This is a genomic window from Bacillus siamensis KCTC 13613, assembly GCF_000262045.1.
Classification (GTDB): Bacteria; Bacillota; Bacilli; order Bacillales; family Bacillaceae; genus Bacillus; species Bacillus siamensis.
The window spans coordinates 197499-213862 of the sequence record NZ_AJVF01000040.1; the positions used below are offsets into that span (position 1 = coordinate 197499).

A 16364-nucleotide genomic window follows, 5' to 3' on the forward strand; every position below is an offset into this window, starting at 1 on the left:
CCTAAGTCAAAGCATGATTGTCATTTGTATATTTTATTGTATCATAACTCCATTCTTTCATCATTTTCAGATTTTTTATCATATAAAAAACAGCCTTCAAAAAAGAAGACTGCCGTTATCTGCTTCGGAAATGATTTTCTAAACAAAGCGCCGTATTAATCCCCCCGAATCCCATGCTTAAGCTCAACGCATGATGTACGGTATGGGCGCTCGGCCCGTCGGTCACCCACTGAAACGAATCGTCAATCGGCTCCGTTAAATTGCGGGTCGGATGAAGCTTGGATTCCCGCATCTGCAATAGTGCGGCAATGATTTCCACCGTTCCGGCCGCACTCAGGCCGTGTCCGGTGATCGATTTTGTTGCATTAATCCGCGCGTGGGCCAGACCGCTTTCAGAAAGCGCCCGGCACTCAGTTTTATCTCCGATCGGCGAACCGGTGCCGTGGGGATTGATGTAATCAATTTCTTTTGCTGAAAGACCGGCCCGCTCCAGTGCCTGGCGGATCACCGTCATTTCGCCCTCTGCTGAAGGATTCGGGTTGCGGTTCGCATCAGAAGCCATCCCCCAGCCCTTTAAGCCGGCCCACGAACGCGCGCCCCTCTGTTCGGCAGATTCAGCGCGTTCCAGCACAATCGCCCCGCATGCTTCTCCGAATATAAAACCGTCCGTATGCCGGTCAAACGGGCGGCAGGCGGCTTCAGGATGTTCAGCGAATTGATCAGTGCCCATTGCTCCCAATGAGCGGAGAGCGTGACACTCCATATACGACAGATCGGCCAGCGCCCCGATCACGATACAGCGGTCAAACAGGCCTCCATTGATTCCTTGGACAGCTTGGATAACCGCCGCCTGGCCGCTTGCCGACGCGCCGCCGACCGTAAAGGCCGGCCCTTTTATCCCGAATTGCTCGGTGCAAAGCCCTGATAGATCAGTATCCATAAAAGAAAGCCCGTACACCGGATTTACAAATTGCGGCGTTTCTCCGTTTTTCTCAAAGGTCTGCAGCAGTTCGCGCTGCGTCGTATTCGAGCCGCCGACGATCAGACCGGTGCGGCTGTGATCAGCACCGTCTAATTGAGCGTCATGCCATGCTTCATATAAAGCGATAAGCGCCGCCTTTCCTGATAATGGAGCCCTTCGGTACAATCGTTTCGACAGTGCATCCTGCGGCGTTAATTCGCTAAGCTCCGCGCCGATAAACGAACTGCCCTTCTGCCGGCCGGGGCGTTTCATCACATCAAAGGCGTGCCGCCCTTCCATAAGCGCATCAAGAAACGCCTCTTTGCCCTGTCCGACCGCGGTTAAGACCCCGATTCCTGTAATGCTGATGTCTGACGTGCCAACACTTCTCCTCGACATTTGCCCGTTCTCCCATCTATATGTATTGGAAGCTATGAAGAAAAATCTTGATACAGCGCTTTGAAAATGTCCCGCGACTGTCTGATCTGTTCTATAGGCACGCTGAAAGATAGGCGGAAATAGCCGCTTCTTCCAAATCCGCTGCCGGGTACGATCAATAGTTTGTATTTCTGTGCGGCATGCATGCAGAATGCCACCTCGTCTTCAATCGGTGATTTAGGAAAAACGAAAAAGCCTCCCTTCGGCATTTCAAATTCAAAACCGGCTTCTGTGAGGATGTCCACCATAAGGTCTCTGCGCTTACGGTAAGGTTCAGCGTCAATCGAAAGATCATCCATTTTCGCCACGGCGCGCTGCATCATGACCGGAGCGTTTACAAAACCGAGCGTCCGGTTGCAGAAAACGAACGCATCCGTCAGAAGATCCCCCTCAGGCATTTGGGCGTCAACTGCGATATACCCAAGCCTTTCCCCCGCAATGCCGAGATCTTTACTGAACGAACTGACTAAAATCACGCGGTGATACGCCTGAAACGGATTCGCCTGCTCTTCGCCGTAGATCAGCTGGCTGTATGGTTCGTCAAATAAAATAAAGATGCTTTGTCCGTTCCGTTCCTCGGCTTCTTTTAGTAAGGCGCCCAATTCATTAAGATTTTTCTGGCTCAGCACCGTTCCCGTCGGATTATGCGGCGTATTGACGATCAGCCCTTTCGTACGGGGAGTGATCGCTTCTCTCACCGCTTCAATATCAATCTCAAATGAGTCAGTCAGCGGACAGATGACGGGTCTGCCGCGGTAATTTTCAACATACGCTTTGTATTCCGCAAAATAAGGCGCCAGAAGGATGACTTCTTCCTCCGGGTTCAATATGCTCTTGAGCGCAACATTCAGCGCTCCGCCGGCTCCGACCGTCATCACTGTATGTCTGGCAGAAATTTCAGTCTGGAACCGCTCTGACAAAAAGCCCGCAACCTTCTCTCTCGCCTCAGGAAGCCCTTGGTTTTGTATATATCCGTGCCGTCCTGTTTCAGCCGCTTCGCAAAGCGCCTTTTTAAATGTTTCCGGAGGCTCCGCAACCGGATTTCCTATAGAAAAGTCAAACACCTTATCGGCGCCGAATTCTTTTTTCAGCCGCGCGCCTTCATCAAATAGTTTGCGTATCCATGATCCTTTCTCCAGATTTTCTGTCACTTCCCGTGATAAACCGCTCATTGTCATCTGTCCCTTCTGTCTTTTTCTGCCGTTTCTATTTACAATGATTATGAAAGATTTACATAGCGCAGTCAACGCTTTTTCAGGATCATGCCGCCCGGTTTCAAGAGAAAGACGGAAAACAATAAACTTGTGCAAACTCCCCTTCATATATTAAACTATTCTCATAACTATAACGTGATGGTTGGGGAGGGATTTAGATGGGGCTGAGACTTATCGCATCAGTGAATTAGCAGAGCTTGCCGGTGTAACGAAACGCACGGTGGATTACTACACAAACCTCGGGCTTTTAAAGCCTGGCAGGTCTTGTTCAAACTATCGTTACTACGATACACTTGCACTCAACCGGTTAAAGTTTATAGTCGCTTGTAAAAAGCAGCGATTGGCCCTGTCTGATATAAAAGACCGACTGGAGAACCAGTTTCCCTCTTCAGCCTTGCCTGACGATATTGGAAATCTGGCATCGGAAATTGATCACATGAATCAAAACATCTCCGGGATCTTGCATCGGTTTGAAAAGCTTGAACCAGAGGAGCGCGCACAGCTGAAAAAAAAGCTGGCTCCTGAAAAGCTTGCAGTGCTTCAATCATTTATGCTGCTGTTAAGTTAAACCATTATCTTACTAACAGGAGGTGTTACCTTCATCTTCCCAAAAGGAGTGAAGGTTCTAATTGGACATTGTGAATTTGATTTTAGTCGCGGTTTTAATCGCGCTGACGGCATTTTTCGTAGCATCTGAGTTTGCGATAATCAGAATCAGAGGCTCACGGGTTGACCAGCTTATAGCAGAAGGAAATAAAGCCGCAATCGGTGTCAAAAAAGTGACCACGCATTTAGATGAGTATTTATCAGCGTGCCAGCTCGGCATAACATTGACTTCAATTGGTCTTGGTGTCTTAGGCGAATCAACGATTGAACGCCTGCTTCATCCGCTTTTCACAAAGATAAATGTACCAAGCTCATTATCGCACATTATTTCATTTATTCTCGCCTACGCGGTCATTACGTTTTTACACGTGGTCGTCGGAGAATTAGCGCCGAAAACAGTCGCCATCCAAAAAGCGGAAGCCGTTTCGATGCTGTTTTCAAAACCGCTCATTTGGTTTTACCGCATCATGTTCCCGTTTATCTGGCTTCTGAACAACTCCGCCCGTCTTTTAACGAAGATGTTCGGCCTGGAGCCGGTGTCAGAAAACGAGCTTGCCCACTCTGAAGAAGAGCTGCGCATCATTTTATCGGAAAGCTATAAAAGCGGTGAAATCAACCAGTCTGAATTTAAATACGTGAACAAAATCTTTGAATTTGACGACAGACTTGCAAAAGAAATCATGATTCCGCGTACGGAAATCGTCAGTCTGCCGCATGATATCAAAATTTCTGAAATGATGGACATCATTCAGATTGAAAAATATACCCGTTACCCTGTCGAAGAGGGTGACAAAGATAATATTATCGGCGTCATTAACATTAAAGAAGTGCTGACCGCCTGCATCAGCGGCGAGGTATCAGTCGACTCGCCGATTACTGAATTTGTCAATCCGATCATCCATGTAATTGAGTCGGCACCGATTCACGACCTGCTTGTGAAAATGCAGAAGGAGCGGGTTCATATGGCGATTCTGTCGGACGAATACGGCGGAACCGCGGGACTTGTCACCGTTGAAGACATCATCGAAGAAATCGTCGGGGAAATCCGTGATGAATTTGATATAGATGAAATCAACGAAATCCGCAAACTCGGCGACGGCCATTACATGCTTGACGGTAAGGTTCTGATTGATCAAGTGAACGAACTGCTCGGCATCCATTTGGAAAATGACGAAGTCGACACTATCGGCGGCTGGTTCCTTACACAGAAATACGACGTCGAACAATACGACTCGATTATCGAAGAAGGCTGTGAATTTATTATTAATGAAATTGACGGCCATCACGTCGCATATATCGAAGTGAAAAAACTGGCGTTTGATGAACTGCTGGAAACCGCTGAACAAAAAGAAGCATAACCAAAAAAAGCTTGCGCGTCTGATACAGACGGCAAGCTTTTTTGTTTACATTTGTTCCAATTTTTTCTCAAGGTCTTTAATTCTGGCATTCAGCTCTTCTGTCATGGCCGCAAGCCTCTCCTTCGGCGCAAGGTCGGCAAAGTCCTCCAAAAAAATCGGCTTGCCGATGATAAGCCGCATTTTTCCCTTTTTAAACAGTTCTTTTCCCGCAGACGGTCCGCTGTATGCGGCCGGAACGAGCGGCGCTTTCCCCATTTGGGCGATAGTCACGGCCCCTCTTTTCAGCGGGACGTCTTCAGAAGTTCTCGTGCCGCTTGGAAAAATCCCGACAATCTTCCCTTCCTTCAGAAGCTTAATCGGCGTTTTAATGCTGCTCGGACCAGGATTTTCACGATCAACCGGAAACGCGTGAATCTTCTTCAAAAAACTTCCGACCCACTTTTTCTGAAACAGCTCTTTTTTCGCCATATAATGAATCTGATGAGGCAATATTCCGACTCCGAGCGTAAGGACGTCCACCCAGCCCGCATGCGTGCACGCGATAACGAATCCTTTATCAGACGGAAGATTCTCTTTATTGTATACTTTGACTCCTCCGCGCAGAGAAAGAATGAATTTGATGGCATTTGCACAAAACTTATACATAACGCACTTCCTTTGTTGTAATGATCAAAAGTGTTCTCTCTCTATTATAACAATATTTTTTATTACCTGGTACTAATAAATATATTTTTCCTCCGCCGATCTCTATCTTTTATGACGGATTTTGGGTACTATAGAGAAATGGTGTTTGATGAGGTGAAAATGAAATTAAGCCGTTTGCATGGAACGTGCAACTTTAAACCTTTCTTATGCGTGTATAACATAGAGGGGAGAAAAGGCAGTGACGATCGATGAAATTTACCAAATGTATATGAATGATGTTTACCGGTTCCTGCTCTCCATGACTAAAGACAAGCATCTCGCTGAAGATTTGCTGCAGGAAACCTTTATGAGGGCATACATACACATTCACTCCTACGACCACAGCAAAGTAAAGCCATGGCTTTTTCAAGTGGCGAGAAATGCGTTTATAGATTATGTCAGAAAACATAAGAAGGAAGTGACCATTTCCGATGACTTAATTGGGAGCCTTTTTCAGACGGCTGTGCAAAGCCCGGCTCATCAGATTGAAATCAAGGAAGTGCTGACAGGGTATATGTCCGAACTTCCCGACAATTATCGGGAGGCCTTAACACTGTATTATTTAAAAGAACTGAATTACAAAGAAGCATCCCATATTATGAATATTTCAGAGGCTAATTTTAAAAGTGTTTTATTTCGTGCCAGACAGCGGCTGAAAGCACTTTATAATAGAGGTGTTAATGATGAATGAAGAATTTAAAAAGCGTTTTTACCAATACAAAAATGGAGAAATGAGCGACCGGGAAATGGCCGCCTTTGAAGAAGAGCTGGAAAAGCTGGAAGTCTATCAGGAGCTGATTGAAAGCGAAATGCAGGACGACCGGGAATGGGACGTCGGCATCAGCCCCGAAAAACAGAAAGCCATTTTATCATACGGAAAACGCAAATCGTATTTGCGGATTTCAGTTCTCGCCGTCATCTCCACTTTGATGATTTTGCCGCTTTGCACTTTAGGAAGCTACCTCTATTACGGTTTGGGAGGAAAAGAAAGCACCGGTAATCAATTAATGGAGACCGCGGCCGTGACGGTGGCGACCACAATGCCGAACGTCCTCGTCGATACCTCCGGGCTGAAAAGCCAGGTGAAGCTGTTTGGAATGAATACGGAATTTCCGCTGCAAAAGCAGATCGGCACAAAAACGAAATCCGTCGGCGGAGAACGGATTGAAATGTTTTTAGATACGGTCAAATCGCCTGCCGTGAACTACTATGATTTAGACGCGGCACAGGCAAAGCATTATTTCGCCCATCCTTCCGGCTTAAAGAAACGTACGGTCGACAAAGCCGGACAGACATTAAAAAAATTGCCTGAAGGCAGCGTGGCTGAGGTCTATCTTTCCTATGACCGGGCCTACCCTTCTTCCCAAGTATATTCAGCCTTTAAAAAATACGATGTGAAGTTTTTATGGAACGCGGTTGAAACGGAGAAAAATCTGAAAGACAGTCCTTATGCCGAGCCGTTAGGATTTCCCGGGAAAGATTCTAAGATGGCTTCCTCTTTTGAAGCGCAGGGACAGACAGACCGAGAACAATTCACCAGCGCTCTTGAATTTATGTCCCGCCATAAAAAATGGGCGCATGCGATATCGAAACGCAAAGACATGAACCTGAGCAGCAGAATCGACTATGTCGAACATCACGGAATGAATGTATACGGCTCTGTCGTGACGGGGCCGACAAAAGAAATCGAACGTCTGCTGAAAAACAAAACAGTAAAAGCAGCAAACATCGGTGAGGTGGAATTATGGAATTGGTAAGAATTTTTAAAGAGCATAATGTTTTCGGCTGGATATCAGTCGGTACCGCGATTTTGTCGCTGCTGCTGTTGAACGTGGCAATCATCAGCAATGTAACTTTCTATTCTTATCAGATGCTGCCGTTTGCGATGGCCGCCGTGCCGTTCGGCATCATTGAGCTGTTTATTAAAAAAGGCCGGACGGGCCCGGGGCTGCTCGGCGTCATCCTCAACCTTTTCGTCATTGTCTGTGTATATACGATCGTTGCCGTTGATACGAATCTGCAATTCGGTTTTTAACCATAAAATAAAAACAGGCCCTTTTTACGGGGCCTGTTTTTTTAAAATGAAAGAACGCCGATTAAATGCAGCAATACGACGATGATAGCCAGCGGCACGAGATATTTCAGAAGGAAATACCACAGCTGAAAGAAACGATAGCCGATGGCGGAACCGCTTTTCATCTCGGCGAACAGCTCCCGCTTCGGTATTTTCAGCGGGATGAAGATTGATATTAATAAAGCGCCGAGCGGAATCAGCACATTGCTCACTGTGAAATCCGCCAGATCAAAAAACGTTTTTCCGAACAAATGAACATCACTGAGAACACCGTATGATAAACACGACGGAATTCCGACTAAGAAAATGAGCAGACCGCTTGTCCACGACAGCTTCTTCCTTTTCGTTTCATCACCTTTCCCTACAGTCGCCACGATAATTTCCACCATCGAAAAGGCCGAAGTCAGTGCGGCAAAGAAAAAGACCGCCAGAAAGCTGATAAAAAACAGCGAGCCGAACGGCAGCCGGTCAAACACAGCCGGCAGTACGGTAAACAGCAGTGTAGGCCCTTCATCCGGTTTAAAGCCGAACGAAAAAACCGCCGGAAAAATGGCCAGTCCCGCAAACAGCGTGACGAGCACATTCATGATAACAATGGAACCCGCCGATCCCGGAAGGTTTTGGGTTTTCGGCAGATACGAACTGTACGTCACCATGACCGATACGCCGAGCGTTAATGTAAAAAACGCCTGTCCTAAAGCATAAAGAATGGATTCCGGCGTCAAATCTTCAAAGTGCGGAACCAATAAAAATTTAATTCCCTCAACGGCATGATCAAGCGTGACAGAACGCAGCACAAGCAGCAGAAACAGCACGAATAAAATCGGCATCAGCACCGCACTGACACGTTCAATCCCTTTCTGCACGCCTTTTGCGACGACCGCTACCGTCATGATCATAAATACCAGCTGCGCGGCGAGAGTCTGGAGCGGATTTTCAATGACCGTCCCGAATACCGTGCCGTACTGCTCCTGAGTGAGCCCGGATAAAGAACCGGTAACGGCTTTCAGCACATAGAGCAAAATCCACCCGCCGACAACACTGTAAAAAGACAAAACTAAAAAACAGGCCGCCACACCCACATAACCCGTAAGGTGCCATACCGACTTCGGCGCGGCTTGTTTGTAGGCATCAATCGCATTTGTCTGGCTCCGCCTTCCGAAAATAAATTCACCGAGCAAAAGCGGATAGCCTAAAAGCACGGTAAAGAGGACGAATACAAGAAAAAAAGCGCCTCCCCCGTTCGTACCCGCTACGTAAGGGAACTTCCAAATGGCTCCCAGGCCGATCGCCGAACCGGCGGCGGCCATAATAAATCCTATTTTTGAGGCCCATTGAACCCTTTTTTGGTCAGACACCACTTTCCACTTCCCTTCCGCCCTATATTATCCCTTATTCGCCGCGATAACTTAAGCCCATTTCAATATGTTTCACTATTCTGAAAAACATAAAAGGAGCGGCAGATACCGCTCCTTTTGCCAATTATCCGTTTAATTTCGAATGCTTTCTCGAATATAAGAAATAAATCACCAGACCTATGATCAGCCAGATAAAGAAACGGATGATAGTGGCGGCGCCAAGGTTAATAATCAAAAACAGGCAGAACAGAATGGACAATATCGGAATAAAGGGAACTCCCGGACATTTAAAAGCTCTCGGCAGATCAGGCTGTTTCTTTCTCAGCACGATAACCGCCACGGAAATCATGACAAACGCGGCGAGCGTGCCGATGTTTACGAGCTTCGCCAGTTCATCAAGCGGGACGAGCGCTCCCAGCAATGCCGACAGAATACCGAACACCCACGTCACCACGTGCGGCGTTTTATGCTTCGGATGGACTTTTGAAAGCGCCCCCGGCACTAAACCGTCACGGGACATGGCAAACATCACCCTCGTTTGGCCGTACAGCATGACGAGCATCACCGTCGTCATTCCCAACACTGCGCCGATATCAATAATCCCGGCCACCCAATTCTGACCCGCCATCTGCAGGACGAGAGAAACGGGATGGTCAACGCCTTCAAAACCGGCAAACGGTACAACGCCCGTCATAATCGCCGATACGGTCACATACAGCACGGTGCAGACGATTAATGAAAAAATAATTCCTTTCGGCAGATCCTTCGCCGGATTTTTCGTTTCCTCTGCGGCGGAAGAGACGGCGTCAAAACCGATAAAGGAGAAGAAAACGAGCGCCGCGGCACTGAAAACACCGCCGAACCCCATCGGCATAAACGGCTGCCAGTTATGCGGTTTGACATATACGGCCGCAACGGCGATAAATAATAAAACAACCAGAATTTTCAGAATTACCATAATATTATTGACCCGCTTCGATTCCTTAATGCCTAAGTAGAGAAGGAATGTAATCGCAAGTACAATAACAAATGCCGGAAGATTAAAGAATGTGACTATGCCTTTAACAGAACCCGGAGCGGCCGTCAATGCGGTCGGAAGATGGATGCCGAATCCCGCCAAAAATGATTGAAAATAACCGGACCAGCCGACCGAAACCGCGCTGACGGCGAGCATATATTCCAAGATTAAATCCCATCCGATGATAAACGCGAGAAGTTCACCCAATGTCGCATAAGTAAATGTGTAGACGGAACCTGAAACCGGGACGCTTGAAGCAAATTCAGCATATGACAAAGCCGCAAATAAACATGCTAAAGCGGCTATGACAAATGAAACGGTCAGCCCAGGTCCCGCCGTAACTGCCCCTGTTCCGGTTAAAACAAAAATACCCGTTCCGATGATGGCTCCTATCCCGAGAAGGGTCAGATCAAAGGCCCCCAACTCTCTTTTCAGCGACTTTTCGCCGCCCGTTGCGGCAAGCAGGTCCTGAATGCTTTTCTTTCTGAATATGCTCCCCTTCATCTGCTTCACTCCTTGTATATCAATCTCTTATGTTAGAATATTCAGATAAAAATAACGATAATGACTAAATTCTTATTTTTCGCATGAAATGTTTCAGCACATCATTCCTTTCTCCTACATCATATTATAACGAAAAATAAAAAAATGAAAATAACTTTTTTGAAAATTCTATATATTAAATTTATTGTATGAACAAAACAGAACATGAATGGGAAAACGTCCCGTTATTACAGCGGGTTAACGCCTATTATCATCTTTGAATTCACGATCGACCTGACGACAGCGTTTTTTTAACATTATATAGAAATAAATAAAAATCCCGCACTTTTAAAAGTGCGGGATAAGACTTAAGGATTATGTTGAAATAAATCTGCCTCCATTTACATGAATGGTCTGCCCTGTCATATAGGAAGATTCGTCTGAAGCCAAAAGTACGTAAGCTCCGGCGTGTTCAGCAGGCTGTCCCGGTCTTCCCATCGGGGTATCCAGACCGTGCTTTTCCACCTTTTCTTCAGTAAACGTCGCAGGGATCAAAGCGGTCCAGATCGGGCCCGGGGCCACTGCATTTACCCTGATCCCCTGATCGGCCAATGACATCGCCATCGAACGTGTAAAGGAAACGATGCCGCCTTTCGTGCACGAATAGTCAATCAATGATGTATCGCCCTGATAAGCGGTAATAGATGTTGTGTTAATAATGGCGCTCCCTCTTTTCAGATGAGGCAGCACAGCCTTTGTCATATGAAACATGGAAAACATGTTTGTGCGGAAGGTCTTCTCCAGCTGTTCAGCCGTAATATCAAGGATCCCGTTTTGCGGATGCTGCTCAGCGGCATTATTCACAAGAATATCAATTTTTCCGTAGTGATCTAAGACTTGCCGGACCGCCTTCTGACAATGGGCCTCATCCCCGACGTCTCCCGGAATTAACAGGCAATCGGCCTGGCATTCTTCCGCACGCTTTTTCGTTCTCTCGGCATCGGCATGTTCGTCAAGGTACAGGATGGCAAGATCCGCTCCCTCCTTCGCGTAAGCAATCGCAGCCGCTGCGCCGATGCCGCTGTCTCCGCCCGTGATGACGGCGACTTTTCCTTTTAGTCTGCCCGATCCTTTTACATCCGGGTCCTCCAAGAGCGGTTTCGGCTCCATTTCTGACTCAGTGCCGGGCTGGCGGTTTTGCACCTGCGGTTTTTGACCTTCTGTCTGTCTGTCCATCGGATTCATGTTCTCACACTCCTGCATTTGGTATTACTGAGACGATACCACGGAGTGCGGATCACTAAACGGACAAATATGCCGGTGCTTAAAGCTGCTGAGCCGTTTCGGGAAAGGCTCCGGTGTATTGCGCAGACGGCCTGAAAATCATGTTGTCAGCTGACTGTTCAAGCACGTGTGCGCACCAGCCCGCCATTCGGCTTGCCGAGAAAGTCGGCGTAAACAAAGCATTATCCACATCAATAGCCTGCATGACAGCCGCCGCGTAAAATTCTACATTTGTATACAGCTTCCGTCCCGGCTTATATTGCTCTAATAAACGGATGGCTTCCTTCTCCACATAAAGCGCCAAATCAAGCGACGGATCATTTCCGGCCACCTCTTCAGCCTTTATGCGCAATGCTTCCGCCCGCGGATCTTTTGTTTTGTATACTCTGTGCCCGAAGCCCATCAGGCGCTCTCCCCTCATAAGCTTCGCTGTCAAATATGCTTCTGCGTTTTCTTTTTGTCCAATGTCTTCAAGCATTTTCGTTACACCGGAAGGCGCGCCTCCGTGCAGCGGCCCTTTCATCGTGCCCAGTGCGGAAGTGACGGCAGACACTAAGTCGGATTCAGTGGAAACGGTGACTCTCGCTGAAAAAGTCGATGCATTCATCCCGTGCTCCATCGCCAGAATCATATACGTTTCAAGCGCTTTCTTTTGAGCTTCGGACGGCTGCCTGCCGGTCAGCATGTACAAATAGTTTTCAACGTGCCCGTATCGCGCCTCAGGCGGCAGTGCTTCCTGCCCTTGTTTACGGCGGTATCTGTACGCAATAATCGTCGGTGTGACGGCAATCAGTTTAATCGCTTCTTCCGGCTTAGGCGGATATGTAAATGAATCTGTCCCCAAACCTGAAACAGCTGTTCTCAGCACCGCCATATCGTCCATATCGTCCGGAAGCGTTTCCAGCAGGTCGATGAGATGTTTCGGCAGCCCGCGCTCGGCTGCAAGTTTTTCTTGAAACGCAAGCAATTGCTGCTCATCAGGAAGCGTTCCGTTTAAGATGAGATACGCCGCTTCTTCAAAACTGGATTGGAGCGCGATATCCTTCGCGTTATATCCGCGATATATCAAATGCCCCTTTTCTCCGTCAATGTGGCTGATCGCCGTTTCTGCACAAGTAATTCCTTTTAATCCATGATAAATCAATTTCATTCCCCCTTATCCTCTTTCTGTTATTATAGTAAATATAATATTTAAAAAATAATGAATATTTTTAAGGGAATTAATTAAAACTTTTAATCAGAGGAGTGCATCTATGGATTTTAAATGGCTTCACACCTTCGTCACCGCAGCAAAATATGAGAATTTCAGAAAAACGGCGGAAACACTTTTTTTATCCCAGCCGACCGTCACCGTTCATATAAAATTATTAGAGAAAGAAATCAGCTGTAAGCTGTTTCAGCGAAGCGGCCGGAAAATACAATTGACTGAGGAAGGAAAAGCATACGTTCCGTTTGCCATGAGGCTTTTGGAAGACTATGAAAACAGCATGGCGGAGCTGCACAGGGTGCGTCAAGGCTACTTCCACACGCTGACGCTCGCTGTTTCGCCGCTTATCGCCGACACCGTTCTTCCGTCTGTCATGAAGCGTTACACAGAGGACAATAAAGAGACCGAGATGACGGTTACCATTTACGAATCGGAAGAAATCGCCACTCAAATCAGAAACGGCTCAGCCGATATCGGACTGAGCTGCTTAAAGGTGCAATCATCTTCCCTCACATGCCGTCCCCTGTACAATGACCCCGTTGTGCTCGTCGTGCCCCCCGGCCGTAAACCAGGATCAGGGAAAGCGGATGAAGTGAAAGACCTGCTCGGACGATACCTGCTTTTGACCCATAACCATCCTGACTATTGGGATGATTTGCTCCGTCAGGTCAGAATACAGTTCCCCTTTGTCAGAACGATGAAGGTGACACAGACGCATATTACGAAACGATTTATTAAAGAGGGGCTGGGCGTCTCATTTCTGCCGCTGTCAGCGGTACGGGCCGAACTCGCCGAAGGCAGCATGATAGAAATCCCGTGCGATTTCGCCCAGATGCCGAGCGCGGGCGCCTACGCCATCGCCCTCCATGAAAATGAAAAAAAGAAAACCTTTTTAGATTTTTTATCACATTTTCATTTTTAGGTGAAACAAATGGAGCGCTGTTCCGTCTAAATAAAAAACCCGTTCTGATGAACGGGTTTTTCTGGCTGCTAGAATCTTTTCGCGCCCAGGTAGCGCGGCTTCCAGTAGCTGTTATTCAGATCACTTGTTGCGACGCCGTCAGAACCGGCATGGATGAACTTGTTGTTTCCGATGTACACGCCCATGTGTGAAGGGCCGGCCTGATAGGTTGTAAAGAAGACGAAGTCGCCTTTAGACGGACTGGACACGCTCTTCATTGAGCTCCAGTAACCCGCAGTGCTTGTTCTTCCGACACTCGTCTGTTTGTTCAGCAGGTACCAGATAAATCCGCTGCAGTCAAAGCCGGAAGTCGTTGTTCCGCCCCATACATACGGCGTGCCGATTAAAGATTGCGCATCAGAAATCAGCTTGTTTACATTCAGGCTCGTCTGTGCAATATTATGGCTGGATGAAGGCTTCTTTGATGACGAAGATCCTGAAGACGCTGAACCGGAAGTTGATCCTTTTACTTTAAGAACTTGTCCGATGCGGATCAGGTCCGTTTTTAAACCGTTTAAACTTTTCAATTGGTTTACCGTCATTTTATATTTATTCGCAATTTTCCAAAGGCTGTCGCCTTTTACGACTTTATATGTAGACGACGATGACTTGCTGCCCGAATTTGAACCTGAAGATGATTTACCATTGATCGAAAGCTTCTGGCCGATGTAAATGATATCCGATTTTAATTTATTCTCAGATTTAATGGAATTAATTGACGTTCCGTACCGATTTGAAAGTCCCCATAATGTATCGCCTTTTTTTACCTTAATTGTTTGCGCAGATGCCGCACCCGCAAACAAAGTCGTCCCTAAAACCACTGCCGTCGTTGCTGTAACAAGTTGCTTTTTCATTTTTTCCTCCCTGAATAATTCTATCTATTTTATAAGTCTCTTTTTTAAAGTTTTTATCTGTTTCCTATTATAAGGTTCAATTTCCACTAGAAATAGACTTGACTTCCCGTGACAAATTTCTTACTAATTCGTTTTTAAAAAAAGTTTTTAAGGGTATTAAATATTTCAATTTGATTTCAAACGTGACGAAAAAAGAGTCTTTTTGTCATGTTTTTTTCCTGTGATCCTCGTGTTTTGGAAAATAAAGATATTTATTTTCCACATTACCCCTTGTTAAAAAAACCCTCATCTTTTTTGAAATAGTGAATGATTTTTACTTTTTCTTGAAAACATAACCTTACTTGAGAATTTACATTTCTAACAATGTTTCACCTGAAATTTACAGGAGGGACAGGCGTTCTTTACAAACATCCCCTACCATTAGACATGCAGACCACGATTAAAGGAGGACGATTTGAGAATGAGTCTATTTAAACAGGTTCGGTCAAAACTTCTGCCGGCGGCAGCCGTATCCGTGCTGACAGCCGGTTTGATTGCGGGTGCGGGATTTCAGCACTCCGAACAGGCTGCGGCAAAAAAACAGCCTGACAAAAATGAGATCAGAAACGTCATCTTCATGGTCGGAGACGGAATGGGAGCGCCATACATGAACGCCTACCGTTCGGTCATTAACAAAGGAAAGCCTTCAGACGGCATGAAGCTGACTGCATTTGACCCCAATCTCACCGGCATGATGATGACTTATCCTAATGATCCTGATTCCACTATCACCGATTCCGCGGCGGCCGGCACGGCAATGGCCACCGGCGTGAAAACGTATAACGCAGCGATCGGAGTCGATAAAAAAGGAAAGCGGGTAAAATCTGTCCTCGAAGAAGCGAAACAAAGAGGCAAATCCACCGGACTTGTCGCAACTTCAGAGATTGCCCACGCCACCCCTGCGGCTTTCGGCGCGCATAACAAATCAAGAAAAAATATGGATGAAATCGCCAGCAGCTACTTTGATGACCGCATCAACGGAAAGCAGAAAGTGGATGTACTCCTCGGCGGCGGCAAATCAAACTTTATCCGTAAAGACCGCAATATAACGAAGGATTTCAAAAAAGCGGGATACAGCTACGTGACATCAAAACAGGAACTTAAAAAGGACCGCAATAAAAACGTTCTCGGCCTGTTTGCCGATGGCGGACTCGCCAAAGCAATCGACCGCTCAAACGACGTGCCTTCATTAGAAGACATGACAACAGCGGCGATCGACAGACTGAATAAGAATAAAAAAGGGTTTTTCTTAATGGTCGAAGGCAGCCAAATTGACTGGGCGGGTCATGACAATGATATCGTCGGCGCAATGAGCGAAATGAAGGATTTTGAAAAAGCGTATAAAGCAGCGATCGCATTTGCCAAAAAGGACAAACATACGCTTGTCATTGCCACTGCTGATCATACGACCGGCGGATTGACGATCGGCGCGAATAACGATAAAAACTGGCATGTTGAACCGATTCTTGCCGCGAAAAAAACACCGGCATTTATGGCTGATCAAATCAAAGCGGGCAAATCCGTATCTTCCGTGCTTGCGCGTTATACCGGCCTGAAATGCTCAAAAGCCGAAATCAACCAGATCGAAACTACGGCAAAGCAGGATAAGGACAAGGGCGCCTATAAAGCGATCATTAAGCTCTTTAATGCGAAAACCAACAGCGGCTGGACAACCGGCGATCATACGGGCGAAGAAGTTCCGGTTTACGCATACGGCCCGGGAAAAGAATCTTTTACAGGCCTATTAAACAACACGGATCAGGCTAAAAAGATCTTTCACATTCTGAAAAACGGCAAATAAAAAAAGGATGCGGGGTTTCCCTGC

At 46.7% G+C, this 16364-nt stretch carries 15 protein-coding genes; 7 read left to right on the plus strand and 8 right to left on the minus strand.

What is annotated here, in order from left to right:
* Nucleotides 1-115 precede the first annotated feature (115 nt).
* Both Y79_RS0114745 and Y79_RS0114750 read right to left on the minus strand, forming a co-directional pair.
* Nucleotides 116-1360: a beta-ketoacyl synthase N-terminal-like domain-containing protein gene (locus tag Y79_RS0114745; protein ID WP_016938384.1), complete on the minus strand. Its 1245-nt coding sequence runs from the start codon at nucleotides 1358-1360 to the stop codon at nucleotides 116-118.
* Between the two features lie 32 nt (nucleotides 1361-1392).
* Nucleotides 1393-2577 carry a pyridoxal phosphate-dependent aminotransferase gene (locus Y79_RS0114750; protein ID WP_029575333.1) on the minus strand — a complete coding sequence of 395 codons (1185 nt, stop codon included), beginning with the start codon at nucleotides 2575-2577 and terminating at the stop codon, nucleotides 1393-1395.
* A 178-nt stretch (nucleotides 2578-2755) separates the two neighbouring features.
* On the opposite strand from Y79_RS0114750, the gene Y79_RS0114755 reads away from it, so the two are divergent.
* Both Y79_RS0114755 and Y79_RS0114760 read left to right on the plus strand, forming a co-directional pair.
* The gene (locus Y79_RS0114755; protein WP_016938386.1) at nucleotides 2756-3181 is read left to right on the plus strand and encodes a MerR family transcriptional regulator; all 426 of its coding nucleotides are present in this window, start codon (nucleotides 2756-2758) and stop codon (nucleotides 3179-3181) included.
* Between the two features lie 61 nt (nucleotides 3182-3242).
* Nucleotides 3243-4577, plus strand: coding sequence for a hemolysin family protein (locus Y79_RS0114760; protein ID WP_016938387.1), 1335 nt, complete (start codon nucleotides 3243-3245; stop codon nucleotides 4575-4577).
* Nucleotides 4578-4622: 45 nt separating this feature from the next.
* On the opposite strand, the gene Y79_RS0114765 is transcribed toward Y79_RS0114760, so the two are convergent.
* A complete protein-coding gene (locus Y79_RS0114765; protein WP_016938388.1) occupies nucleotides 4623-5222 on the minus strand; it encodes a lysophospholipid acyltransferase family protein in 600 nt (199 codons plus the stop codon).
* A 238-nt stretch (nucleotides 5223-5460) separates the two neighbouring features.
* On the opposite strand from Y79_RS0114765, the gene sigM reads away from it, so the two are divergent.
* From sigM to Y79_RS0114780, 3 genes are read left to right on the plus strand one after another with little or no spacing between them, the layout of a single operon-like run.
* Nucleotides 5461-5952 carry an RNA polymerase sigma factor SigM gene (gene sigM, locus Y79_RS0114770; protein WP_003155312.1) on the plus strand — a complete coding sequence of 164 codons (492 nt, stop codon included), beginning with the start codon at nucleotides 5461-5463 and terminating at the stop codon, nucleotides 5950-5952.
* A complete protein-coding gene (locus Y79_RS0114775) occupies nucleotides 5945-7018 on the plus strand; it encodes an anti-sigma factor (RefSeq protein WP_016938389.1) in 1074 nt (357 codons plus the stop codon). The genes sigM and Y79_RS0114775 overlap by 8 nt, the downstream gene beginning before the upstream one ends.
* Nucleotides 7006-7296 (plus strand): anti-sigma-M factor, encoded by a 291-nt coding sequence (locus tag Y79_RS0114780; protein WP_003155315.1) that lies wholly within the window; start codon nucleotides 7006-7008, stop codon nucleotides 7294-7296. Before Y79_RS0114775 ends, Y79_RS0114780 begins: the two co-directional genes overlap by 13 nt.
* A gap of 41 nt (nucleotides 7297-7337) precedes the next feature.
* Here Y79_RS0114780 and Y79_RS0114785 read toward each other — a convergent pair whose 3' ends face one another.
* The 4 genes from Y79_RS0114785 to Y79_RS0114800 all read right to left on the minus strand — a co-directional run bounded on the left by Y79_RS0114785 (nucleotide 7338) and on the right by Y79_RS0114800 (nucleotide 12622).
* Nucleotides 7338-8693 (minus strand): sodium-dependent transporter, encoded by a 1356-nt coding sequence (locus tag Y79_RS0114785; RefSeq protein WP_029575334.1) that lies wholly within the window; start codon nucleotides 8691-8693, stop codon nucleotides 7338-7340.
* 124 nt (nucleotides 8694-8817) lie between these two features.
* Nucleotides 8818-10215 (minus strand): branched-chain amino acid transporter BcaP, encoded by a 1398-nt coding sequence (locus Y79_RS0114790; RefSeq protein ID WP_016938391.1) that lies wholly within the window; start codon nucleotides 10213-10215, stop codon nucleotides 8818-8820.
* Nucleotides 10216-10569: 354 nt separating this feature from the next.
* Complete coding sequence (locus Y79_RS0114795) at nucleotides 10570-11439, minus strand: SDR family oxidoreductase (RefSeq protein WP_016938392.1); 870 nt, start codon at nucleotides 11437-11439, stop codon at nucleotides 10570-10572.
* 79 nt (nucleotides 11440-11518) lie between these two features.
* A complete protein-coding gene (locus Y79_RS0114800) occupies nucleotides 11519-12622 on the minus strand; it encodes a citrate synthase/methylcitrate synthase (protein WP_029575335.1) in 1104 nt (367 codons plus the stop codon).
* 109 nt (nucleotides 12623-12731) lie between these two features.
* Here Y79_RS0114800 and Y79_RS0114805 point away from each other — a divergent pair, with 109 nt between their 5' ends.
* Complete coding sequence (locus tag Y79_RS0114805) at nucleotides 12732-13607, plus strand: LysR family transcriptional regulator (protein WP_016938394.1); 876 nt, start codon at nucleotides 12732-12734, stop codon at nucleotides 13605-13607.
* Between the two features lie 68 nt (nucleotides 13608-13675).
* Here the strand turns inward: Y79_RS0114805 and Y79_RS0114810 are convergent, their stop codons facing one another.
* Nucleotides 13676-14500 (minus strand): C40 family peptidase, encoded by an 825-nt coding sequence (locus Y79_RS0114810; RefSeq protein ID WP_016938395.1) that lies wholly within the window; start codon nucleotides 14498-14500, stop codon nucleotides 13676-13678.
* A gap of 460 nt (nucleotides 14501-14960) precedes the next feature.
* Here Y79_RS0114810 and Y79_RS0114815 point away from each other — a divergent pair, with 460 nt between their 5' ends.
* Entirely contained in the window at nucleotides 14961-16340 is a 1380-nt protein-coding gene (locus tag Y79_RS0114815) for an alkaline phosphatase (protein ID WP_016938396.1), read from the plus strand.
* The last annotated feature ends 24 nt before the right edge of the window (nucleotides 16341-16364 follow it).